The 16,817-nt window shown below is 51.8% G+C and carries 13 protein-coding genes; 3 read left to right on the top strand and 10 right to left on the bottom strand.

What is annotated here, in order from left to right; translation table 11 throughout:
* Positions 1 to 32 precede the first annotated feature (32 nt).
* Positions 33 to 3,671, top strand: a complete 3,639-nt coding sequence (locus ACP7BX_RS17495; protein WP_426128946.1) for an ATP-binding protein — start codon at positions 33 to 35, stop codon at positions 3,669 to 3,671.
* Between the two features lies 1 nt (position 3,672).
* Here the strand turns inward: ACP7BX_RS17495 and ACP7BX_RS17490 are convergent, their stop codons facing one another.
* The 7 genes from ACP7BX_RS17490 to ACP7BX_RS17460 all read right to left on the bottom strand — a co-directional run bounded on the left by ACP7BX_RS17490 (position 3,673) and on the right by ACP7BX_RS17460 (position 10,872).
* Positions 3,673 to 4,302: a response regulator gene (locus ACP7BX_RS17490; RefSeq protein ID WP_426129128.1), complete on the bottom strand. Its 630-nt coding sequence runs from the start codon at positions 4,300 to 4,302 to the stop codon at positions 3,673 to 3,675.
* 123 nt (positions 4,303 to 4,425) lie between these two features.
* Entirely contained in the window at positions 4,426 to 5,433 is a 1,008-nt protein-coding gene (locus ACP7BX_RS17485; protein ID WP_426128948.1) for a fimbrial protein, read from the bottom strand.
* A 58-nt stretch (positions 5,434 to 5,491) separates the two neighbouring features.
* The gene (locus ACP7BX_RS17480) at positions 5,492 to 7,900 is read right to left on the bottom strand and encodes a fimbria/pilus outer membrane usher protein (protein ID WP_426129130.1); all 2,409 of its coding nucleotides are present in this window, start codon (positions 7,898 to 7,900) and stop codon (positions 5,492 to 5,494) included.
* 176 nt (positions 7,901 to 8,076) lie between these two features.
* Positions 8,077 to 8,799: a fimbrial biogenesis chaperone gene (locus tag ACP7BX_RS17475; RefSeq protein ID WP_426128950.1), complete on the bottom strand. Its 723-nt coding sequence runs from the start codon at positions 8,797 to 8,799 to the stop codon at positions 8,077 to 8,079.
* Between the two features lie 54 nt (positions 8,800 to 8,853).
* A complete protein-coding gene (locus ACP7BX_RS17470; RefSeq protein WP_426128952.1) occupies positions 8,854 to 9,444 on the bottom strand; it encodes a fimbrial protein in 591 nt (196 codons plus the stop codon).
* 394 nt (positions 9,445 to 9,838) lie between these two features.
* Positions 9,839 to 10,384, bottom strand: a complete 546-nt coding sequence (locus ACP7BX_RS17465; protein WP_426128954.1) for an aldehyde dehydrogenase family protein — start codon at positions 10,382 to 10,384, stop codon at positions 9,839 to 9,841.
* Positions 10,385 to 10,677: 293 nt separating this feature from the next.
* Complete coding sequence (locus ACP7BX_RS17460; RefSeq protein WP_426128956.1) at positions 10,678 to 10,872, bottom strand: aldehyde dehydrogenase family protein; 195 nt, start codon at positions 10,870 to 10,872, stop codon at positions 10,678 to 10,680.
* Between the two features lie 64 nt (positions 10,873 to 10,936).
* Between ACP7BX_RS17460 and ACP7BX_RS17455 the strand changes: the two genes are divergently transcribed.
* Positions 10,937 to 12,087, top strand: a protein-coding gene (locus ACP7BX_RS17455; RefSeq protein ID WP_426128958.1) for an IS3 family transposase whose coding sequence is annotated in 2 segments (ribosomal slippage) — positions 10,937 to 11,180 and positions 11,180 to 12,087 — 1,152 coding nt in all. Because the reading frame shifts where the segments join, the coding sequence is not laid out codon by codon here.
* Positions 12,088 to 12,262: 175 nt separating this feature from the next.
* On the opposite strand, the gene ACP7BX_RS17450 is transcribed toward ACP7BX_RS17455, so the two are convergent.
* The 3 genes from ACP7BX_RS17450 to ACP7BX_RS17440 are packed head-to-tail and all read right to left on the bottom strand — an operon-like array spanning position 12,263 to position 15,730.
* Positions 12,263 to 14,071: a GldG family protein gene (locus ACP7BX_RS17450; RefSeq protein WP_426128960.1), complete on the bottom strand. Its 1,809-nt coding sequence runs from the start codon at positions 14,069 to 14,071 to the stop codon at positions 12,263 to 12,265.
* A gap of 4 nt (positions 14,072 to 14,075) precedes the next feature.
* The gene (locus ACP7BX_RS17445; RefSeq protein ID WP_426128962.1) at positions 14,076 to 14,810 is read right to left on the bottom strand and encodes an ABC transporter permease; all 735 of its coding nucleotides are present in this window, start codon (positions 14,808 to 14,810) and stop codon (positions 14,076 to 14,078) included.
* Entirely contained in the window at positions 14,810 to 15,730 is a 921-nt protein-coding gene (locus ACP7BX_RS17440) for an ABC transporter ATP-binding protein (RefSeq protein ID WP_426128964.1), read from the bottom strand. The genes ACP7BX_RS17445 and ACP7BX_RS17440 overlap by 1 nt, the downstream gene beginning before the upstream one ends.
* Before the next feature lie 238 nt (positions 15,731 to 15,968).
* Between ACP7BX_RS17440 and ACP7BX_RS17435 the strand changes: the two genes are divergently transcribed.
* Complete coding sequence (locus ACP7BX_RS17435) at positions 15,969 to 16,817, top strand: hypothetical protein (protein ID WP_426128966.1); 849 nt, start codon at positions 15,969 to 15,971, stop codon at positions 16,815 to 16,817.

Below are 16,817 nucleotides of genomic sequence, written 5' to 3'. Positions count from 1 at the left end.
GCTTACGGCATTTGCAGTCGGGTATCAGCTACATGTTCAACAACTCCTCCCTTTGTGTCTTCTTAACACTCCTGTTACCAGCGATAACGTGTACAGCGCAGAGCGAAGCTCCCATATCTGCGCCACTGCCGCATCTGCTCAGTCAAATGAACGAGCCCCCACAGAAGCTCGATCTGTCGGAGCGGGATTGGGCCTGGCTGCGTCAGCGGCGCACCTTAACGCTCGGCGTGGTCGCTCCTTTTGAACTGCCGTTCGACATGATCTACAGCAGCGGTGAATACGAAGGCATCAGTGCCGACGTGATGTCAATGATCAAACAGCAATTAGGCGTAAACGTAAAGGTCATCAAATATGCGAGCCGTGCAAAAGCGACAATCGCATTAAGGGCTGGAGAAATAGACCTGATCAGCCGCTCCAGCAACTACGATCGCGATTCACCCAATACCGTGGTAACCCATCCCTATAGCATCAACGCTCCATCGCTTTATCGACGACCGGAAGAGGAGGGTCCAATACCTTTTGACCTAAAAGGTCTCACGGTGGCCGTCTCTAAGGACTACCTGCCCTATTCAGAGTTGGTTGAGCGCTACCCACAAGCGCAATTTTTCGTCTACAAAAACACATCTCAAGCCATGGCCGCCGTGGCATTCCAGAATATCAATATCTTTTTAGGCGATTCCGTTTCTAGCCATTATCTGATCAATCACAGCTTCTTCGGTTACTTGAAATTCGTGCGCTTCATCAAGATGAAATCGGGTGGCTACTGCTTTCTACTTCGGGACGATGATCAGCGACTGCTGAGTATTCTAAACGCGTCGCTCAGCTCTTTTGATCCACTCCGAATGAGCTACGTGGTGAAGCGCTGGACGGGCGGCGGCACAATAACGCCCGACGACAATGTGCAGCTATCGGATCAGGAGAAACACTGGATCGCGAAACATCCAGTGGCACGTTTCATGGTCAACGATGATATGGCCCCGTCTGCATTCTTCGGCGCCAATGGGCACTTCAATGGTGTGATTTCTGACCTATTCGACATCATCACACAGCGCACCGGCCTACAGTTCGAAATCCATCGCACCGACAGCTTCCAGAGCATTCAAGACGCGTTGCGCGAGGGCGATACCGATCTGGCGGTATTGACCCCCAGCGCTCAGCGTTTGAGCCACTTCCGCTTTAGTCATCCATTCGCGACGAGCTCATTTGCGTTAGTCATCCCGAGCAACGTCTCAGGGCGCGAACACTCGAGCCTTAGCGCCCTGGCCGGCAAGCGCCTGGCCATTGTCAAGGGCCACGTGTTGATAGACAGCATTCGACACGATTATCCGGATATTCAACTGCTAACGCCTTCCAACAACCTAGAAGCGATGAGCATGGTCGTCGGTGGGCAAGCAGATGTCGCGTTGATGACCCTATCCATGGCTCGCTACTACACCGCACGTCTATATGAAAAACAATTGCGTGTCGCCGGTATAGTCGATTTACGTGCGGCTAACGCCAACTTCGCCATGCGCCGTGGCGATACGGAGTTGCAGACAATCCTCGACAAGGCGTTGCTCAGCATTCCGCCTGACGAGCTCAACGCAATCACTATTCGCTGGCGAGCTAACGCAGCCATGAGTGGTCAGACCTGGCGTGACTACAAGCGCGTCATAGTGGAGATCGTATTCTGTGCCGCACTCATACTACTGATTTCGATCGTCAGGATCATTCAGCTACGTCGTCAGATCCGGCGACGAGTAATGGCGGAGAAAGCATTGAATGATCAACTGGAATTCTTGCAAACCCTCAACCATGCTATGCCAGTGCCAGTGTACGTCCGCGACCGTGAAGGACAATTGCTGTCCTGCAGCCGAAGCTATGAACATGTCATGCAATTGTGCCAATCCCAGTTATTGGGAAAGACGGCATTACAGATGCCGAATGATACTCGGGTACTTGCACCCTCACTCCACCAGAGCTACTTGCAAGCGATGGAGGACGGCATGGCCATCGAACAGCAGTTGGAGATCACCGTTGCAGGGCAGCTGCATGTCATTGACCATTGGATTCAGCCCTATCGCAACTCCAACGGTGCCATCGCTGGAGTTATCTGTGGATGGCAGGACGTTTCCCAGCACTATCAGCTAATAGAGCAGTTGCAGCACGCAAAGGATCAGGCCGACGAAGCTAACCGCGCAAAAACCCAATTTCTCGCGACCATGAGTCATGAAATTCGCACGCCCATGAGCGCCGTAATCGGAACCCTGGAATTGGCGCTCAAACGCGCCGACAACGGCGTACTGGACCGACAGAATATCGATATTGCATACACCTCCGCCAAGAACCTACTGGAGCTGCTGGGCAACACCCTGGATATTGCGCGTATAGAGTCCGGCCGTCTGAGTTTCTCGCCACGTAGGGCCAATCTCAAGAACCTGGTAGAAATGGTTACTCGAGTGTTCGAAGGACTGGCCAAGAAAAAGAACTTGCCGCTTGTTCTGGAGATCGATGCCGCCACCACCCAGGATGTATCGATCGACCCCCTGCGCTTCAAGCAAATACTCTCCAATCTGGTGAGCAATGCGATCAAATTTACTGAACGGGGCCGCGTGACCATCCGGCTGATTTGTCGTGCCATGGATAACGGGCAGGTGCTTGATATGCACCTGCAAGTCCAAGACAGCGGAGTTGGGATCCGGAAAGAAGATCACCAACATCTCTTCCGGCCTTTTGCACAGATAAATCAATCGGACCTATCCATACACCGCGGCAGCGGCTTGGGTCTGGTAGTTTCACGTTCCCTTTGTGAAATGATGGGCGGCCGGCTGGATCTGGTCAGCGCGCCAGGACAAGGCACCACGGCGAACGTCACCCTCAAGCTCGAGGTGCTGCCGACGTTGCTGGAGGAGCAAATCCCTGATACCCAGCCCTCTGAGACGCCCAAGAGTCGGGCCATTCGTACGCTAATCGCCGATGACAACGTCTTGAACCGACAGATGTTACGTGCCCAGTTGGAATATCTCGGTTGCACAGTCATCGAGACCGCCAATGGCGTAGAAGCCCTGGAGGCATGGCGACGACACCCCATCGACTGGTTAATAACGGACTACCATATGCCGCTCATGGACGGCGTTGAACTGACACTAGCAATTCGTCACGAAGAGCAGCACCGCAAACCCGGGCACTTGACAATCTTGGGGCTCACGGCCGACGCCCAGCAAGGGGAAATGGATCGATGCATGAATGCGGGGATGGGTGATTGCCTGATCAAGCCTGTCAGCTTGGCAATTCTGGAGCAGCGGCTTGCTGCACTGCCATCGTCCGGCAGCGCTGATCGGGCGGCCATGAAAAGCACGCTGCAACATCCAATCTTCGACATGAACCTGCTCAAGTCCATCACCAGAGGCAACCCGATGATCGTCGAGCAGTTCTGGACAGAACTCAAGCGCAGCAATCACCGGGACTTAGAAGAATTGCGCATGCTGTCTGAAACGCGTGATAACGCAGAGCTCTCGAAGTTATCTCACAGAATGCGCGGCAGCGCTGCGTTGATGCACAACTACTACCTACGTGAGAAATGCCGGGAGCTAGAGCGCTGCTGCGAGTATGAGCATGACGCGGTGACGGAGTTGATTCAGGAGATAGAGAGAGAGTTGTTGCGGGTTCAATGCATGCTGGAACCGCAATAAATTAAGCCAAACCGTTGCGCTTGGCTAACTCGCCCAGCGCAATCAAATTCTCTACGCTCAACTTGCGCTGCAAGCGAATTTTGTATGTGCTGACGGTCTTGTGGTTGATCATCAGTTCATCCGCAATTGCTTGGTTGCCCATACCTCGCGCCAACAACTTCAGCACAGTGATTTCACGGTCAGACAGCTGAGCTATCAGCAGACTCTCTTCACTGGCAGCACGAGTGTTTTCACGCAGCAGGTGAATGGTATTTACCGGAAAGTAACTGTAGCCCGATAGCACCGCCTTGACCGCCCCCACCAGTTCATCCAGATTGTCGTCCTTGCACACAAAACCTGAGGCTCCCGCTTGAAGTGAGCGCATGGCGAAGTTTCGTGTGTCGCCGGAGGTGAGGATCAGGACCCTCGTTGAAATACCAATCGCCTTCAGGTGCGCAATTACCGAGAGGCCATCCATTTTTGGAATACTCAAATCTAGGACGACCAGATCCGGAAGCAACTTGCGGATTACCTCTACCGCATCCACTCCATTATCCACCTCAGCGACAATCGTATGCCCCTCACGCTCGAGCATGACGCCTACTGCCATACGCATCAGAGGGTGATCGTCGACGATGACTATGTTGCCCATGAGGACATACTCCAGATGTTTGGAAAGGTAAATTATACGCTCATAGCTGGATAAAAACTGGCACTCGGCTTTCAACACTGCCAATGTTATTACCTCCTACAGGATCCTAAGTCTAAACGGACCTCACTCATAAACCAAATTAACCAAGACACCCGCTTTGATCAGGCCAGGCGTCATTTTGGCACCAATGCGTTTGTAGCGTGCCGTCAGTTGTTTGGTCAAGCTTCCACCGGCGGGGCCCACCGCACCTACTATATTCGAATTTGATCCGCTCAACTGCGGACCGAATTGGACAGGGTTAAGCCCATCCAAAATTTGGATAGCCAATCCATCAGCATTGCCTTGGCCCGTGGCAGACACTAGGTTTGAACTTGTATTATTCGCACTGTAAGCATCTGTCATGAAAAACCTCACTGGGTAGGCAGTAAATGAATCCGAGCATTTCAGATTCAGACTGAAGGCTGTATCACCCCCGGTATCACCCGCACTTGCAAATTGAGAGAAATTCGTACTTGGCAATTTCACTGCGCCAGGTGACGTTATGTTGCAAGATTTTATTTTTGCAATAATTGAAGACCCCGACGTAGAGGTCACCCCCATACCAATGTAGCCTGGAGTGGTTTTGAATACTGAGTTCACGACATCAAATGAGGGAATAGAGTAAGCACCAGGCTTGATGTTATTACTTCCAATCAAAAGCCTTATTCTAACCCCTAAACTGACAGGCTCATTAACAAACCACACAACCGACGATGAAGTCCACGTAACAAAGTCGGCACCTGAAACCGCCCCCCAGTTACCACTTTTGTATTGAAGCTCCATAATATAAGCGATACCCGCTGTAGCGCTCGCATATATATCATACATTTTCCCGCCAAAAACAGTAACACCTACCTTTTGGCCACTAGCCCTATGTTCAAATGAGTACACCCCACTACCGTTGCATGTCGTCAAGCGAGGATTGATCGCAACATGCCAATCTGAAGAAATCATAGTTCCAACAGCAGCATCCCCCTGAATACTCATTCTGGTCGGCAAATCAATACTTAACTTTGCCGGAGAGCCACAAGTGATATCCGCCCAGCAATTAAAACTAAACAATAAAAAACATAACAATACATACGACCTCATCACATCACCTCATAACAAAGTAAACACCACAACATGCCTCACCACTAGTAGAGTAAATCTACTTACTTGGAACGCAGGACACTGTGTACTTCTCATACATCAACTCTTTGTTTACCTCTGGGACTAGGTAATCCACATGGCAACTGCCACTCCCCCATTTCACGTCAAAGCTCCCTTTATCGCCAACACCAAACACCAGCAGCCTGGACGCCCCATCAAGACTGCCAAGCAGCCGACCATCGTCTCCGATCGCTTGCGCTCCAAACGGAACTTTTTGACCATCACTCATGTGTAATTCGAACTGGATTCTCCGTCCGGTTTCAGCTCGAAACTTTGTTTTTACTACCGCACCACGGGTGGGAATCACTTGTTGTGACGTCTCTGCGAACTCAAGACTGCTCCCAAACGTCGACGTTTCTAGGTTGATCCAGTTATAGCGATATGGCTGTGCGTATGGCACAACTGCATACCCTTGTCTGTCGGTGCGCACCACATTGGATGCATCAACGCCAATACCTTCGGTACCAGACACTTCCACCAACGCGAACGTTTCACCAACAGGCTGCCCAAGGGTGAGTCCCCCACTGTGAACAACCACCGAACCGGAAGCCCCGAGATCCAAATGCTTGTTGTCACGACCTTGCCCATAGTTGCCGTTGACTTTTCCCGTCGGTGTATCCCAGTTCAAACCTACGCTGCCTGAACTACCGCCGATCTTGCTATGGCTGCCTTGCGCCGAGTAACTCAGCGTGTTCGCGTCATTCAAGTTCCCAGAGACACCGGTCTGAACCGAAGAATCACCCTGGTTCGAGGCGGTGACGCTGGAGTACAGACGTTGCGATCTCCGCTTGTCGCCAAAGGGGATACTGAACGACGCAGTCATCTGGTTATCGACGCGCTGACGACTACCCTGCCCTTCCGTCCGGGACACTGCGAAGCTGTAGCTCACGTCCGAATAACTACCGTTATATCCGAACTGCCAGCGACGAGTTCGACCTACACGATTCCAGTAACTGGTCTCTCCGATACTCAGAAATAACGAACCACGGCTTGCAAGCGTCTGGTTGACGTTTATGTCGAAACGGCTTTTCTGTAGTCCATAGTAAGGCGTACTGATCTGGTCCTGCTCATCAACGTGCTGGCTGAAGGTTCGATAGGATTCCGTCGAGTAGCGATAGCCCACCATCGTAAATGTGGTATCAGTTTCGCTGAGAGTCTTGGAGTATAGAAAGCGAGCACTCTGACCCACGCTCTTACGGCCGGAGCGAGCCTGAGAACTGCTATTGGTGGCGTCGAAAGACACACCGCCCCACGGCGAGTTTACGCCCATCCCGAGGTTGAAGGCCTTATAGGCCTGAGCGGCGATCAAACCGCCGTAACCTGTGAAGTTGTCTGTGACCCCATACACCAGCGTGCCCTGGGTAAACTTGGGCGCGGGTTTGCCCTCTGCTGTATAATGCCCGGCCACCAGATTGTAGCGGACGCTGCCACGACGAGTCATGACGGGAAGGTAGGAGTATGCCTGTGTAAAAGTACGCTCGCGCCCGTCCGTCTCGATGATCTTGATGGTCAAGTCACCGTTGGAACCACTGGGGAAAATGTCGCCGATCTCAAACGCCCCCGCAGGCACCGTCGTCGAATAAATGACGTAGTTATTCTGGCTAATCTCTACAGTCGCATTTGTCTCGGCGATACCACGCACAACAGGCGCAAAACCTACTTCGTCATCGGTCAACATGCCCAGTTCAGAGGAGAGTTGCGCTCCCTTGAAGAGAACGCTGTCGAAGATTTCACCTTGACTGTACAACTCACCCGCCGCAAGCGTTCCTTTCATGCTGACAACGTCGCGCTCGACATAACTGCGGTTGCTGGTGAACTTGTCACGTGTGCCCGTAGAGCCGGAAATAGACGAATCATTACGAAAGCGCCAAGCACCGATATTGAAGCCATTGCGCAGGCCAATGTAACGGTAGTCGCTGGTATACCCTTGACTAACGTTGCGACTGAAGTTGGCCTGGTAGTTAGAATAAAATGCAGTAATACCGTGATCCCACAATGACGGATCTACGTACCCACGGGAGTGACGCTGAATGTATGCTTGGGGCATGCTGATTTGTAGCGCAAACGCGCTCACATCAAATTCAGCTGCCGCACCAGGGACGATCGAATCGAGAGGAACAGGCGATCTGTCTTCGCTTTTGGCTGCGACCAAGTTTTCCCGCTCAAGGCGTGCAACATCGACGCCAACCGCTTTGAGCAAGCTCAGAGGAATAACCGGCTTAACCTCACCATCTTTCCCATTAGCTGCAAACTCAATATTCTGACGCAGCATCAATTGTTGATTAAGGTAAATATCGACATCGTAACGACCAGGGGCAACCGAACTTCCCTGTTCGAAATATTTCAACTCTACCGGTGCACTTTGCTTATTTAAAAACGCGCCGTTAAACTCAACTGCATACGTCATCGCAGGAACTGAAGCCCCCACCACTGCTAAACTGGGCGTACTTAAACCTTCCAGAAGCGCAATAACATGCCGCCCTCTTAATCGAAAAACCCACATATAATGCTACCTCAAAGCCACCTGCATGCCGACACTGGAATCCACCCCTCAAACAAAAGCATCTAAATAACTAAAAAACATTAATTAGCACGCACTTCCGCCGTATAACTATTAGGCGCACCATAATCATTAATGGTTACATAGTCGACGCGAGATGCACTTTTAGCCGGTACTGCAGCGTTGGCATTGATCAGAAACCTAGAAACCTCACCAGGACCGACCATTTTGGCGCTAACCGGATATCTCTTACCGGAATGCGTTATCCAAACCTCACCGAACGATATATAGAATGGAGAATGATTAGTCGCCACCAGCCAAGATTTGCTAGCCTCATTAATGATCTTCCACTTCAACTGCTTGGATGATTCCTCTACCGAACCGAATAGCCCCTCGGGTCGATAAAAAATCTTGATTCGCTGACGAATGGCAATTTGGAGCGTGTTGTCGGCTTCGGACTTTTGAGGAATTTCCTGAACACTTAACCAAAAAACTGATTCTTTATCCGATGGCAAACCTTTGCCCGCGTAGAATATACGCAAATTTTGCTGTTTTTTACTGGCAAGTCGACTCAGTGCTGGTGTCAATGCAAACGGCACATCCTGTTCGGAAAAGGACTGATCGGGATCAATCCACGACTGCACCATGATATCTTTTTCACCATCATTCTTAACCATGATGGTGGTTTCCTTGAACTTTTGTTGGTATACAATTCGTGTCCCACCCAACAATATGCCCGCACTTGCAATAGCACTCGATAGTAACACCACCCCTACCAGTAAAAAGCTAAGGACCAACTTAATCATATCACTCCCCTCATAAAGCCGGAGAAGCAACTTAATACTTCTCCGGCTAGCGTTTTATTGGTACGTCAGGGTAAACGGCAGCTCGCCATTGGCCGTACCTGCTTGCATTACGTCGCCATTGGCTACATAGGCGGCACGCAAGTTCAAGCTGGCGGAATAATTGAAGGCAGGACCGGTACCAGTCTTAATCAGAGGCGCGTCAAACTTACCATTACCACCAAGATTGATTAGGGTGTTGCTCGAGTTATACATGCCGATACCAACGCCCGTTGCTGTACCAGTGGTTTTCAACAGGTTATTATTTTTCAGGTCAACGCCCGAACCCGAGTTCGGATCAAACTGGACACTTACAGTCGTTAACCCGGTGCCGGTACCGCCACAATCAAGATTGATATTAATGGCTGTTCCCGCAACAATCCCAGTGGGCGTACCACTCAAAGAGTCCATACTCACTTTTCCCATTTTTACGTCGTAAACTTGATTTCCTTTGGGCCCTGTCACACTAGTGCCGGCACCAGCAGTAGCAGTGCAAGAAGCCGCAGTGATCTCCCCGGTAAAGTTGATGGTACCGTCCGACGCCATCGCAGAAGTTGCGAATAGGCCAACGATGGATGATGCGAGAATTCGCCGAAATGAAATAGACACAGAGGTATACCTTCTAGGTTGGCAGAAAATAAGATGGCTTTGCTTTCTAAATGAGAGCTCACCAATCCTAATTTTTCTTAGAAATACGTCCAACCACCGAAATCCGCGCAAGGCCATAGAAATATCGACACGCTAAGTAGGATTATTCCTACAACACAAAGAAACGCACACCCACCACCACTCCACCATCATAGAGATTTAAATCAGTGTCTTTTAGGGTATTTTACTATTGAAAAAGTGTTAAATATTCTATAGAAGAGGGCCGTACGACCAGTTAACCTATCAGTCTGAAGACTGAAATAATTGGAGACGCTTCTGCACTCAGAATATCTCTCTGGCTAAGTTGATGTGGCAATGCGCGGAAATCAGCGCCCCCCTTTATTAACTTTACACCTCAAAATATTAATTCTCCGAGAACCAGGCTTCCGGTACTTGCGCTTAAACAGTAATCGTCTTGACTTAAGTGTATACACTCAGCGTTTCCCGGCAGAATCCCCCGTGCAATCCCACTAATTTTATACACTCCAAACGCCGTGCCATCGGTGATATTTGAATAGCGATTAATCCATACCGAGCCAGCCTCCAAATGCGCAGCATTTTCCATAGCATGCTTGAGGTTGCCGGTGTAGATGCCGGACGCCAAGCCATAATCGGTGTCGTTCGTCTGCGCAATAATCGCTTCGTAATCCTCCCGCACAATCAGCGATAACACTGGTTCGAAAATTTCCTCCCGACAAATACGCATGTCATCTTTCGCCAGGATTAGCATCGGCTGAGTGAAGAAACCATGTTCGCAGCCAGGAACGGTGGCACGCACTCCGCCCGCGAGCAATTCGGCGCCTTCGTCCAGACCCAGTTTGATGTAGTCTAATGCGCGCCGCCATTGCCTGGCTTTGATCAGACAACTGAGCCGGGCACCATCATCCAGCGGATGATCCAACACTGACGCGCATAAACGAGACAATCAGCTTCTGCTGGAATGCCGAAGCGATATCCACATGAACGAACAAGCGTGTCCCGGCCAGAAAGGACCGACCATCGTATGGATGGCAGCAAACGTGGCATTGTCCACTACAACATCAATATCCTCGATATCCTCAAATACGATGTTCGCGCTCTTACCCCCTAACTGTAACGATTAGGGGATCAAAGTACTGCTCCTGCGATCTCTCCCAAGCACGTAACCATATTGACGACACCTGCCGGGAAGATTTTGTTGATCAACACCCCAGCTCAAGCGTCGATAAGATGCATTTCAACAGGCTTCAACACCACTGAATTGCCCGCCACCAAAGCTGGCGCGATCTTGAATACGGCCATGATCGCCGGCGCGTTCCAGGGGATAATTTGCCCGCAAACACCCAGCGGCTCACGCCTAGTAATAGCAAAGCCACCGGCAATCTCACGGTCTAAGTCTTCATGCGCCATGATCGAATCGCCCCGGGTTTCCTAGATATCTCTTTGCCTTAAACTGAGGCTATTAGGAGGTGCCATGAGCAACCCGCGTTACCCCGAAGAATTGAAAATCCAAGCGGTCAACCAAGTGACCGAAAAGAAGCTGCCTGTCGCTGATGTAGCGGCCCGTCTCGGCGTGTCGACGCATAGCCTCTATGCCTGGATAAAGCGCTACAGCAAACCTCAAGAAGAACGGCAGCAGGACGATGATCAGCACGCTGAACTGCGGCGTCTGCGAGCGGAACTCAAACGGGTCACTGAAGAGCGAGACATCTTAAAAAAGGCCGCCGCGTACTTTGCCAAGGAGTGCGGTTGAAGTACGCCTTTATCAAGCAGTGCGCCGGTGACTATTCGATTCGACGGCATTGCCTGACGCTGAAAGTCCATCCCAGCGGTTATTACGCCTGGCTGTCTGAGCCGCAATCGGTACGCGCCAAAGACGACCAGCGCCTGCTGGGTTTGATCAAGCATTCCTGGCTGGAGAGCGGCGGCGTTTATCGCTATCGCAAAATCCATGACGATCTGCGCGAGGTCGGTGAAAACTGTGGTCGCTATCGTGTGGCGAAGCTGATGCGTCTTGAAGGGCTGCGCTCTCAGGCAGGGTATCGACGCCGCCCTGGAAAGTACGGCGGTAAGCCAGCGATCGCCGCACCCAATTTGCTCAAGCGCCAGTTCAATGTCGTGGAACCCAACAAGGTTTGGGTCACAGACATAACCTACATTCGTACGTATGAAGGCTGGCTGCATTTGGCTGTGGTGCTGGATCTGTTTTCTCGTCAGGTTGTTGGTTGGTCAATGAAATCGCAGATGACCAGTGATTTGGCCATTGATGCGTTCCTGATGGCGATTTGGAGGCGTAAACCGAAGCAAGAGGTGATGGTTCATTCCGACCGAGGCAGCCAGTACAGCAGCTCCGATTGGCGCAGTTTTTTGAAGGCGAACAATTTGGTTGCAAGCATGAGTCGCCGAGGGAACTGTCATGACAACGCCGTGGCCGAGAGCTTTTTCCAGCTTCTGAAAAGAGAATGGATCAAGCGGAAAATTTACACCACACGGGAGGATGCTCGTAGCGATGTGTTCGATTACATCGAAATGTTCTACAACTCAAAACGCCGGCATGGTTTCAACAATCAGCTGTCACCGGTAGAGTTTGAAAAGCGTCATGCAATGAGCTTGCTAGGTGTCTAAAGAATTCGGGGCGATTCAACCTTCGAAGTACCGGTGACCAACGCAATCTTACTATGCAGCTTTTTCATCTCTATTTCCTTTCCCAACGAGTTCAACAACATTGAATCCAGCCTAGGAGCATCGACCAGAGGAATTAATTGCCAGCACTCCATAAAAGCTTCGCAATCGTCCAGCCTCAGCGCCTGCGCCATAGCCACGCACAAAAATAGACAAGGGACAGCAGTAATGGTATCAGCACAATGTTGAACAATTTGACCTGCGCCCCCAATTGCTCGACTTGAACAGTGAGCTGCCGGACAACCTGCCGCATTTTCTGTTCAAGGGCGACTTTTTCTGAGCGAAATTGAGCCAGGGTGGCTTCCTGTTCCGCCGTCAAAGTAACGTTGTTTTGTTGGGCTACCACCAGTGTATTCAGGTGTGCCTCGGTTTCATCCAGCTTGGTTTGCAGATCACGGCTCATGTACCGAAAGTGCTCGCCCGCCCGTTGCTGCAACTTTTCAACAACGCTGAAGGTACGTCTATAGCGGCCACGGGAGCGTAGACTGATCAATGCATCCGACCCCGAGAGGCTATCGATTGCGTTGAGCACTAACACGCTGTTGTCGGCCCAAGGCATGCTAACCGAACCGCGACTTTGAGGCTCGGTCCACAGGTTGTCGCTGAGCACGTCGGTATCGGCCACAACTACGACGTTGATGTGTTCCGTCTGAGTAATCGCCCCAGGTGGTTCTGCGAATGCCGAACTTGCCGGCCCTTGCAGACGCACCGCGATTAAATAGCGCTCACCGTCAGCCTTGAAAGAGTTGGTCAGCTCTTCCGGGTGTTCAAGGTGATCAAGACGCGCTGCCTTGTACAGCATTGCCTGATCCGAGCTGTGCAGCAGTGGCCTCAAGTTGGTGGTTGCGCCAGGCAACGCGCTCAACACGCCGGCAGTGGTCAGATTGAGACTGCCTAGCCCGGCAGTGATCACGTCTTCCTGATTCATAGCCACGGGCGATAAACCTAACGCCGTAGGTTGCCAGATCGTCTCGGCGCTATGGGCCAACGACACATACTGCCCGTAGCGACCATCACCTAGCACATAACCCGGCATCAGTTTGATACCCCATGCCTTGAACAGAGGTGTTAGGTCAGAGGACTTGTCTTTGCTCGGGATACCAAAATAATAAACACCTCGGTCCTGCTCACTGTAAGGGTCGACGAACACCAGTAACCGCCCGCCACGCAGCACAAACTGATCGATACCACGTAGCGTTGCCGTGGACAAATGCTTGGGATGCACCAACATCAACACCTTGATTTCGCCGGGAATGCTATCGACGTCTTGCGCCAGTTCATGAACGTCGAAAAGCTTTTCAATCTCGGTGTAAATCCTCCAAGGCTGCCGCTCGCGCCCCGCCTCTACATTGAAGCCCCCCGACAGTGGCAACGAAGACATCAATCCGATCACTGGCCGCTCAGCACGCGACAGACTATTCACTAACCGGCTGATGTCGTACTCAAGAAACCCTTGTTGGTCCAGCGTAAAAAAAGGGATGCTAGCGTGGTGGTCCACCGTATCGGCTATGGCGAGCCCGAAGTAAACCGGCGCTCCACCTTTGCCAATAGGTACGGCTTGCATGCCAAGATTTTGTGCATGGGTTTCGTCCGTCGAAAACGGCGCCGGGTCGATGACATGCAGGCGCAACATCCCATTCGAAGCACGTTCGTATTCACGCAGCAAGGTTTCGATACGCACGCCGTAACTGCGCATGACGGGCAAGTCTCGGGCCGCCTGGCGGGAAAAGTAAAAGTACACGTCGGTTGGTTTAGCCACCTCCTGGATAATCTGCAGGGTGCCGGGACTGAGGGTGTAGAGTTGCTGCTCAGTCAGATCCAGACGCAGGGTCGGCAATCGCGGTGCCAATTCAAAATTCACCGCGATAAAGCCGCAAAGAATGATTGCCACTCGCTGGCATGTACGGATCAAGGGTCTGAAAAACATGGCGTCACACCGCCTTCTTCAATTCGACCACCATTACCGTCGCTGCCAACCAACCAATAATCAGGCTAATGAAATACAACAGGTCACGTGGCTCGACCACGCCGCGGCACAGACCTTGGAAATGCGCGATGAAACTCAACGATGCAAGCCCTTCTAGCCAGGCCACTCCTACCCAACTGCGAAACACATCCAGCACCGCCTCAGAACCACAACCGATAAAGATCAAACAAACCGCCATGGTCATCAAGAAGGCCACAAGTACATTTTTGGTCAAAGCCGACATGCAACCGCCAATGGCCAGGCAAGCCCCTGCCAACATCCAACTGGCCAGGTAACCACAAAGAATCACGCCATTGTCAGGATCCCCCAGATAGTTAACCGTCAACACCAACGGAAACGTCAACATAAGCGCAAAACCACTGATCAGCCACGCAGCCAAGAACTTCGCGATTACGGCGTCAGTCGCGCTGATTGCCATGCACATCAGCAACTCGATCGAACCGGTATGGCGCTCCAGCGACCACATTCGCATGGCCAGCGTCGGTAGTAGCAATACGTAGAGCCAGGGCAGATAATCGAAGAACGGTGCCAGATCGGCCTGGTTGCGCTGGTAGAAGTCACCTAGGTAAAAGGTGCTGACCCCGCTGAGAGTCAACAACAACAGGATGAACACATAAGCAACTGGCGTAATGAAATAGCTGTACACCTCGCGTTTGAGTAACGGCCAACGCGTGCTCATTACAGCGACTGCCGGGTAAGCAGGCGAAAAACATCTCCAAGCGACCCTCGCTCAACCTCCTGGCGAGGTACGTTCCATCCACGTGTGAGGATCAGCGAGTTGATCCCCGGCAATATGGTCGACCCCGGCCGTGCGAGGACGCGTACACTGTAGGGCTCCGGGCCCGCTTCGATACCCGCAACGCCTGGGAGCATTGCTAACGTCATAACATCCAAAGTCTGTGTGGCATACAACATCACAGCCTGGTGATAACGTGAGCGGCTTTCCAGTTCGCCGGGCGTGCTGTCAGCCAAGAGATACCCCTTGTTCATGACCAGCACACGCCCACACAACGCAGTGACTTCCTCCATGACGTGAGTGGAAATGATCACGATTTTATCACGTGCCATTTCCTTGATTTGCTGGCGCACACGGTACTTCTGATTGGGGTCGAGGCCGTCTGTGGGCTCATCCAGAATCAGGACTTTAGGATCGTGAAGCATCGCCTGGGCCAAGCCGATTCGGCGGCGAAAACCTTTAGAGAGAATATTGATGGTCTGCCCGCGCACCTCAATCAACTCGAACTGCTCGAGCATGGCCGCTACGCGCAGTTTTTTGTCTCGGCCCCGATACCCACGCATTTCAGCGATGAAATTCAAGAAACCTGATACGGACATTTCGTTGTAAGAGTTGCCGTTCTCTGGCAAGTACCCCATCAACCGTTGCGCATGTCGGGGGTGGCGACGGATATCAAAACCGCACAGGTTGGCAGTGCCCGAACTGGGTGAAATAAAACCGGTGAGCATACGCAGAGTCGTAGACTTGCCGGCACCGTTGGGACCCAGGATCCCAAGCACCTCACCGGATACGGCCTGGAAAGATAGGTCCGCGACCGCAAGAGACTTGCCAAATCGCTTGGATAAATGTGTTATCTCAATCATGAAAGTCGGATCACCTGCTGAAGCACATTAAAAGCGCGTTTAGGTGCGCTCTCTGTTTCGCGCTGCACAATAACCGCAGAATGCACACTATGAAACAGCGGTTCTGGCGAATCCGAATCGTCCTTGCTGCGTGTCGAATTATCTGTTGCAGAGTGCGGATTATCTGACAAAACTTCGTGGGCGATCTGCGTATTCTGGACGCTGAAAAGTCCCCCAGTCTCACTGAGCCGAATCCCCCATGCTGTTGCGAACACTAGAAATACCCGATGAGCAAGGCCGATCACTGAATGCAGTGCTGCTTTGCGGTTTTATTGCGAACACAAGCAACCAGCAGTTCCTGGTCTATAGCCTCAACGAGAAGGTTGCAGATGATCTGATCAAGATCTACCTGGCACCGATGGAAGGTGGAGGCATGGAGCGAAATATGTGCAACGCCTCGTCCGAGGATGTCATGGCCGCCACCGCTACACTCAAACGCATCATCCACGACGCCTGCAGCCCACAGGCAAGGCAAACCGACAACAATTACTCGTTGCTGGACATGACTGATGCACAAATTCGTTGCGAGCGCGCGCACCTCCATCACAGCCTGAAAATCAGTGAACACTGGTTGATGAAACTGCTAGCGTTCAATCCCGGTGCGCAGCAAGGCATTGAGACGTCAGCAACACAGGCAAACGTTACTTCGAAAACGCAGGAATATTCCCTTCCCCCGATGCCACTAAGACCACATGTCGAATCCCCGTCTCCCTCATCTGACAGGGCTATCTCACTCACGCCCATCGTGCAGAAAGTTATCTCTCACGATTGCAACGAGTACTCCTCGGCAGTCGGGCCAGAACCCACCCACTCGCAGAAGATCGAGACCAACCTCAAATCACTGATCGCAAGCGTGACCCAGCACAAGGAAACACTGCTGGGTAAATTTGTAATGCTTGATGAGCGTTTGCGTGAACTCAAACAGCGAGAAGAGAACATGGCCGTGCGCGAACATTCCCTCGCCAGTCGCGAAGAGGAACTAATCGCCGGCATGGATGCGCTGAAAATGGCGGAAGAGCAGCTTAATTTCCTGATGAAAGATAGTTGA

This window comes from Pseudomonas sp. DWP3-1-3b3 (genome assembly GCF_049896305.1).
GTDB classification, from domain to species: domain Bacteria; phylum Pseudomonadota; class Gammaproteobacteria; order Pseudomonadales; family Pseudomonadaceae; genus Aquipseudomonas; species Aquipseudomonas azotoformans_A.
The sequence above is the reverse complement of the archived record's forward strand: the minus strand, read 5'-3'. Positions and strand labels throughout refer to the sequence as shown.

What these genes read in the sequence shown, in the direction of transcription:
- ACP7BX_RS17495 (WP_426128946.1), top strand. Translation starts at nt 33, where the DNA reads ATGTTCAACAACTCCTCCCTTTGTGTCTTCTTAACACTCCTGTTACCA.
- ACP7BX_RS17490 (WP_426129128.1), bottom strand. Translation starts at nt 4,302, where the DNA reads ATGGGCAACATAGTCATCGTCGACGATCACCCTCTGATGCGTATGGCA.
- ACP7BX_RS17485 (WP_426128948.1), bottom strand. Translation starts at nt 5,433, where the DNA reads ATGAGGTCGTATGTATTGTTATGTTTTTTATTGTTTAGTTTTAATTGC.
- ACP7BX_RS17480 (WP_426129130.1), bottom strand. Translation starts at nt 7,900, where the DNA reads ATGACGTATGCAGTTGAGTTTAACGGCGCGTTTTTAAATAAGCAAAGT.
- ACP7BX_RS17475 (WP_426128950.1), bottom strand. Translation starts at nt 8,799, where the DNA reads ATGATTAAGTTGGTCCTTAGCTTTTTACTGGTAGGGGTGGTGTTACTA.
- ACP7BX_RS17460 (WP_426128956.1), bottom strand. Translation starts at nt 10,872, where the DNA reads ATGGCGCATGAAGACTTAGACCGTGAGATTGCCGGTGGCTTTGCTATT.
- ACP7BX_RS17450 (WP_426128960.1), bottom strand. Translation starts at nt 14,071, where the DNA reads ATGTTTTTCAGACCCTTGATCCGTACATGCCAGCGAGTGGCAATCATT.
- ACP7BX_RS17445 (WP_426128962.1), bottom strand. Translation starts at nt 14,810, where the DNA reads ATGAGCACGCGTTGGCCGTTACTCAAACGCGAGGTGTACAGCTATTTC.
- ACP7BX_RS17440 (WP_426128964.1), bottom strand. Translation starts at nt 15,730, where the DNA reads ATGATTGAGATAACACATTTATCCAAGCGATTTGGCAAGTCTCTTGCG.
- ACP7BX_RS17435 (WP_426128966.1), top strand. Translation starts at nt 15,969, where the DNA reads ATGCTGTTGCGAACACTAGAAATACCCGATGAGCAAGGCCGATCACTG.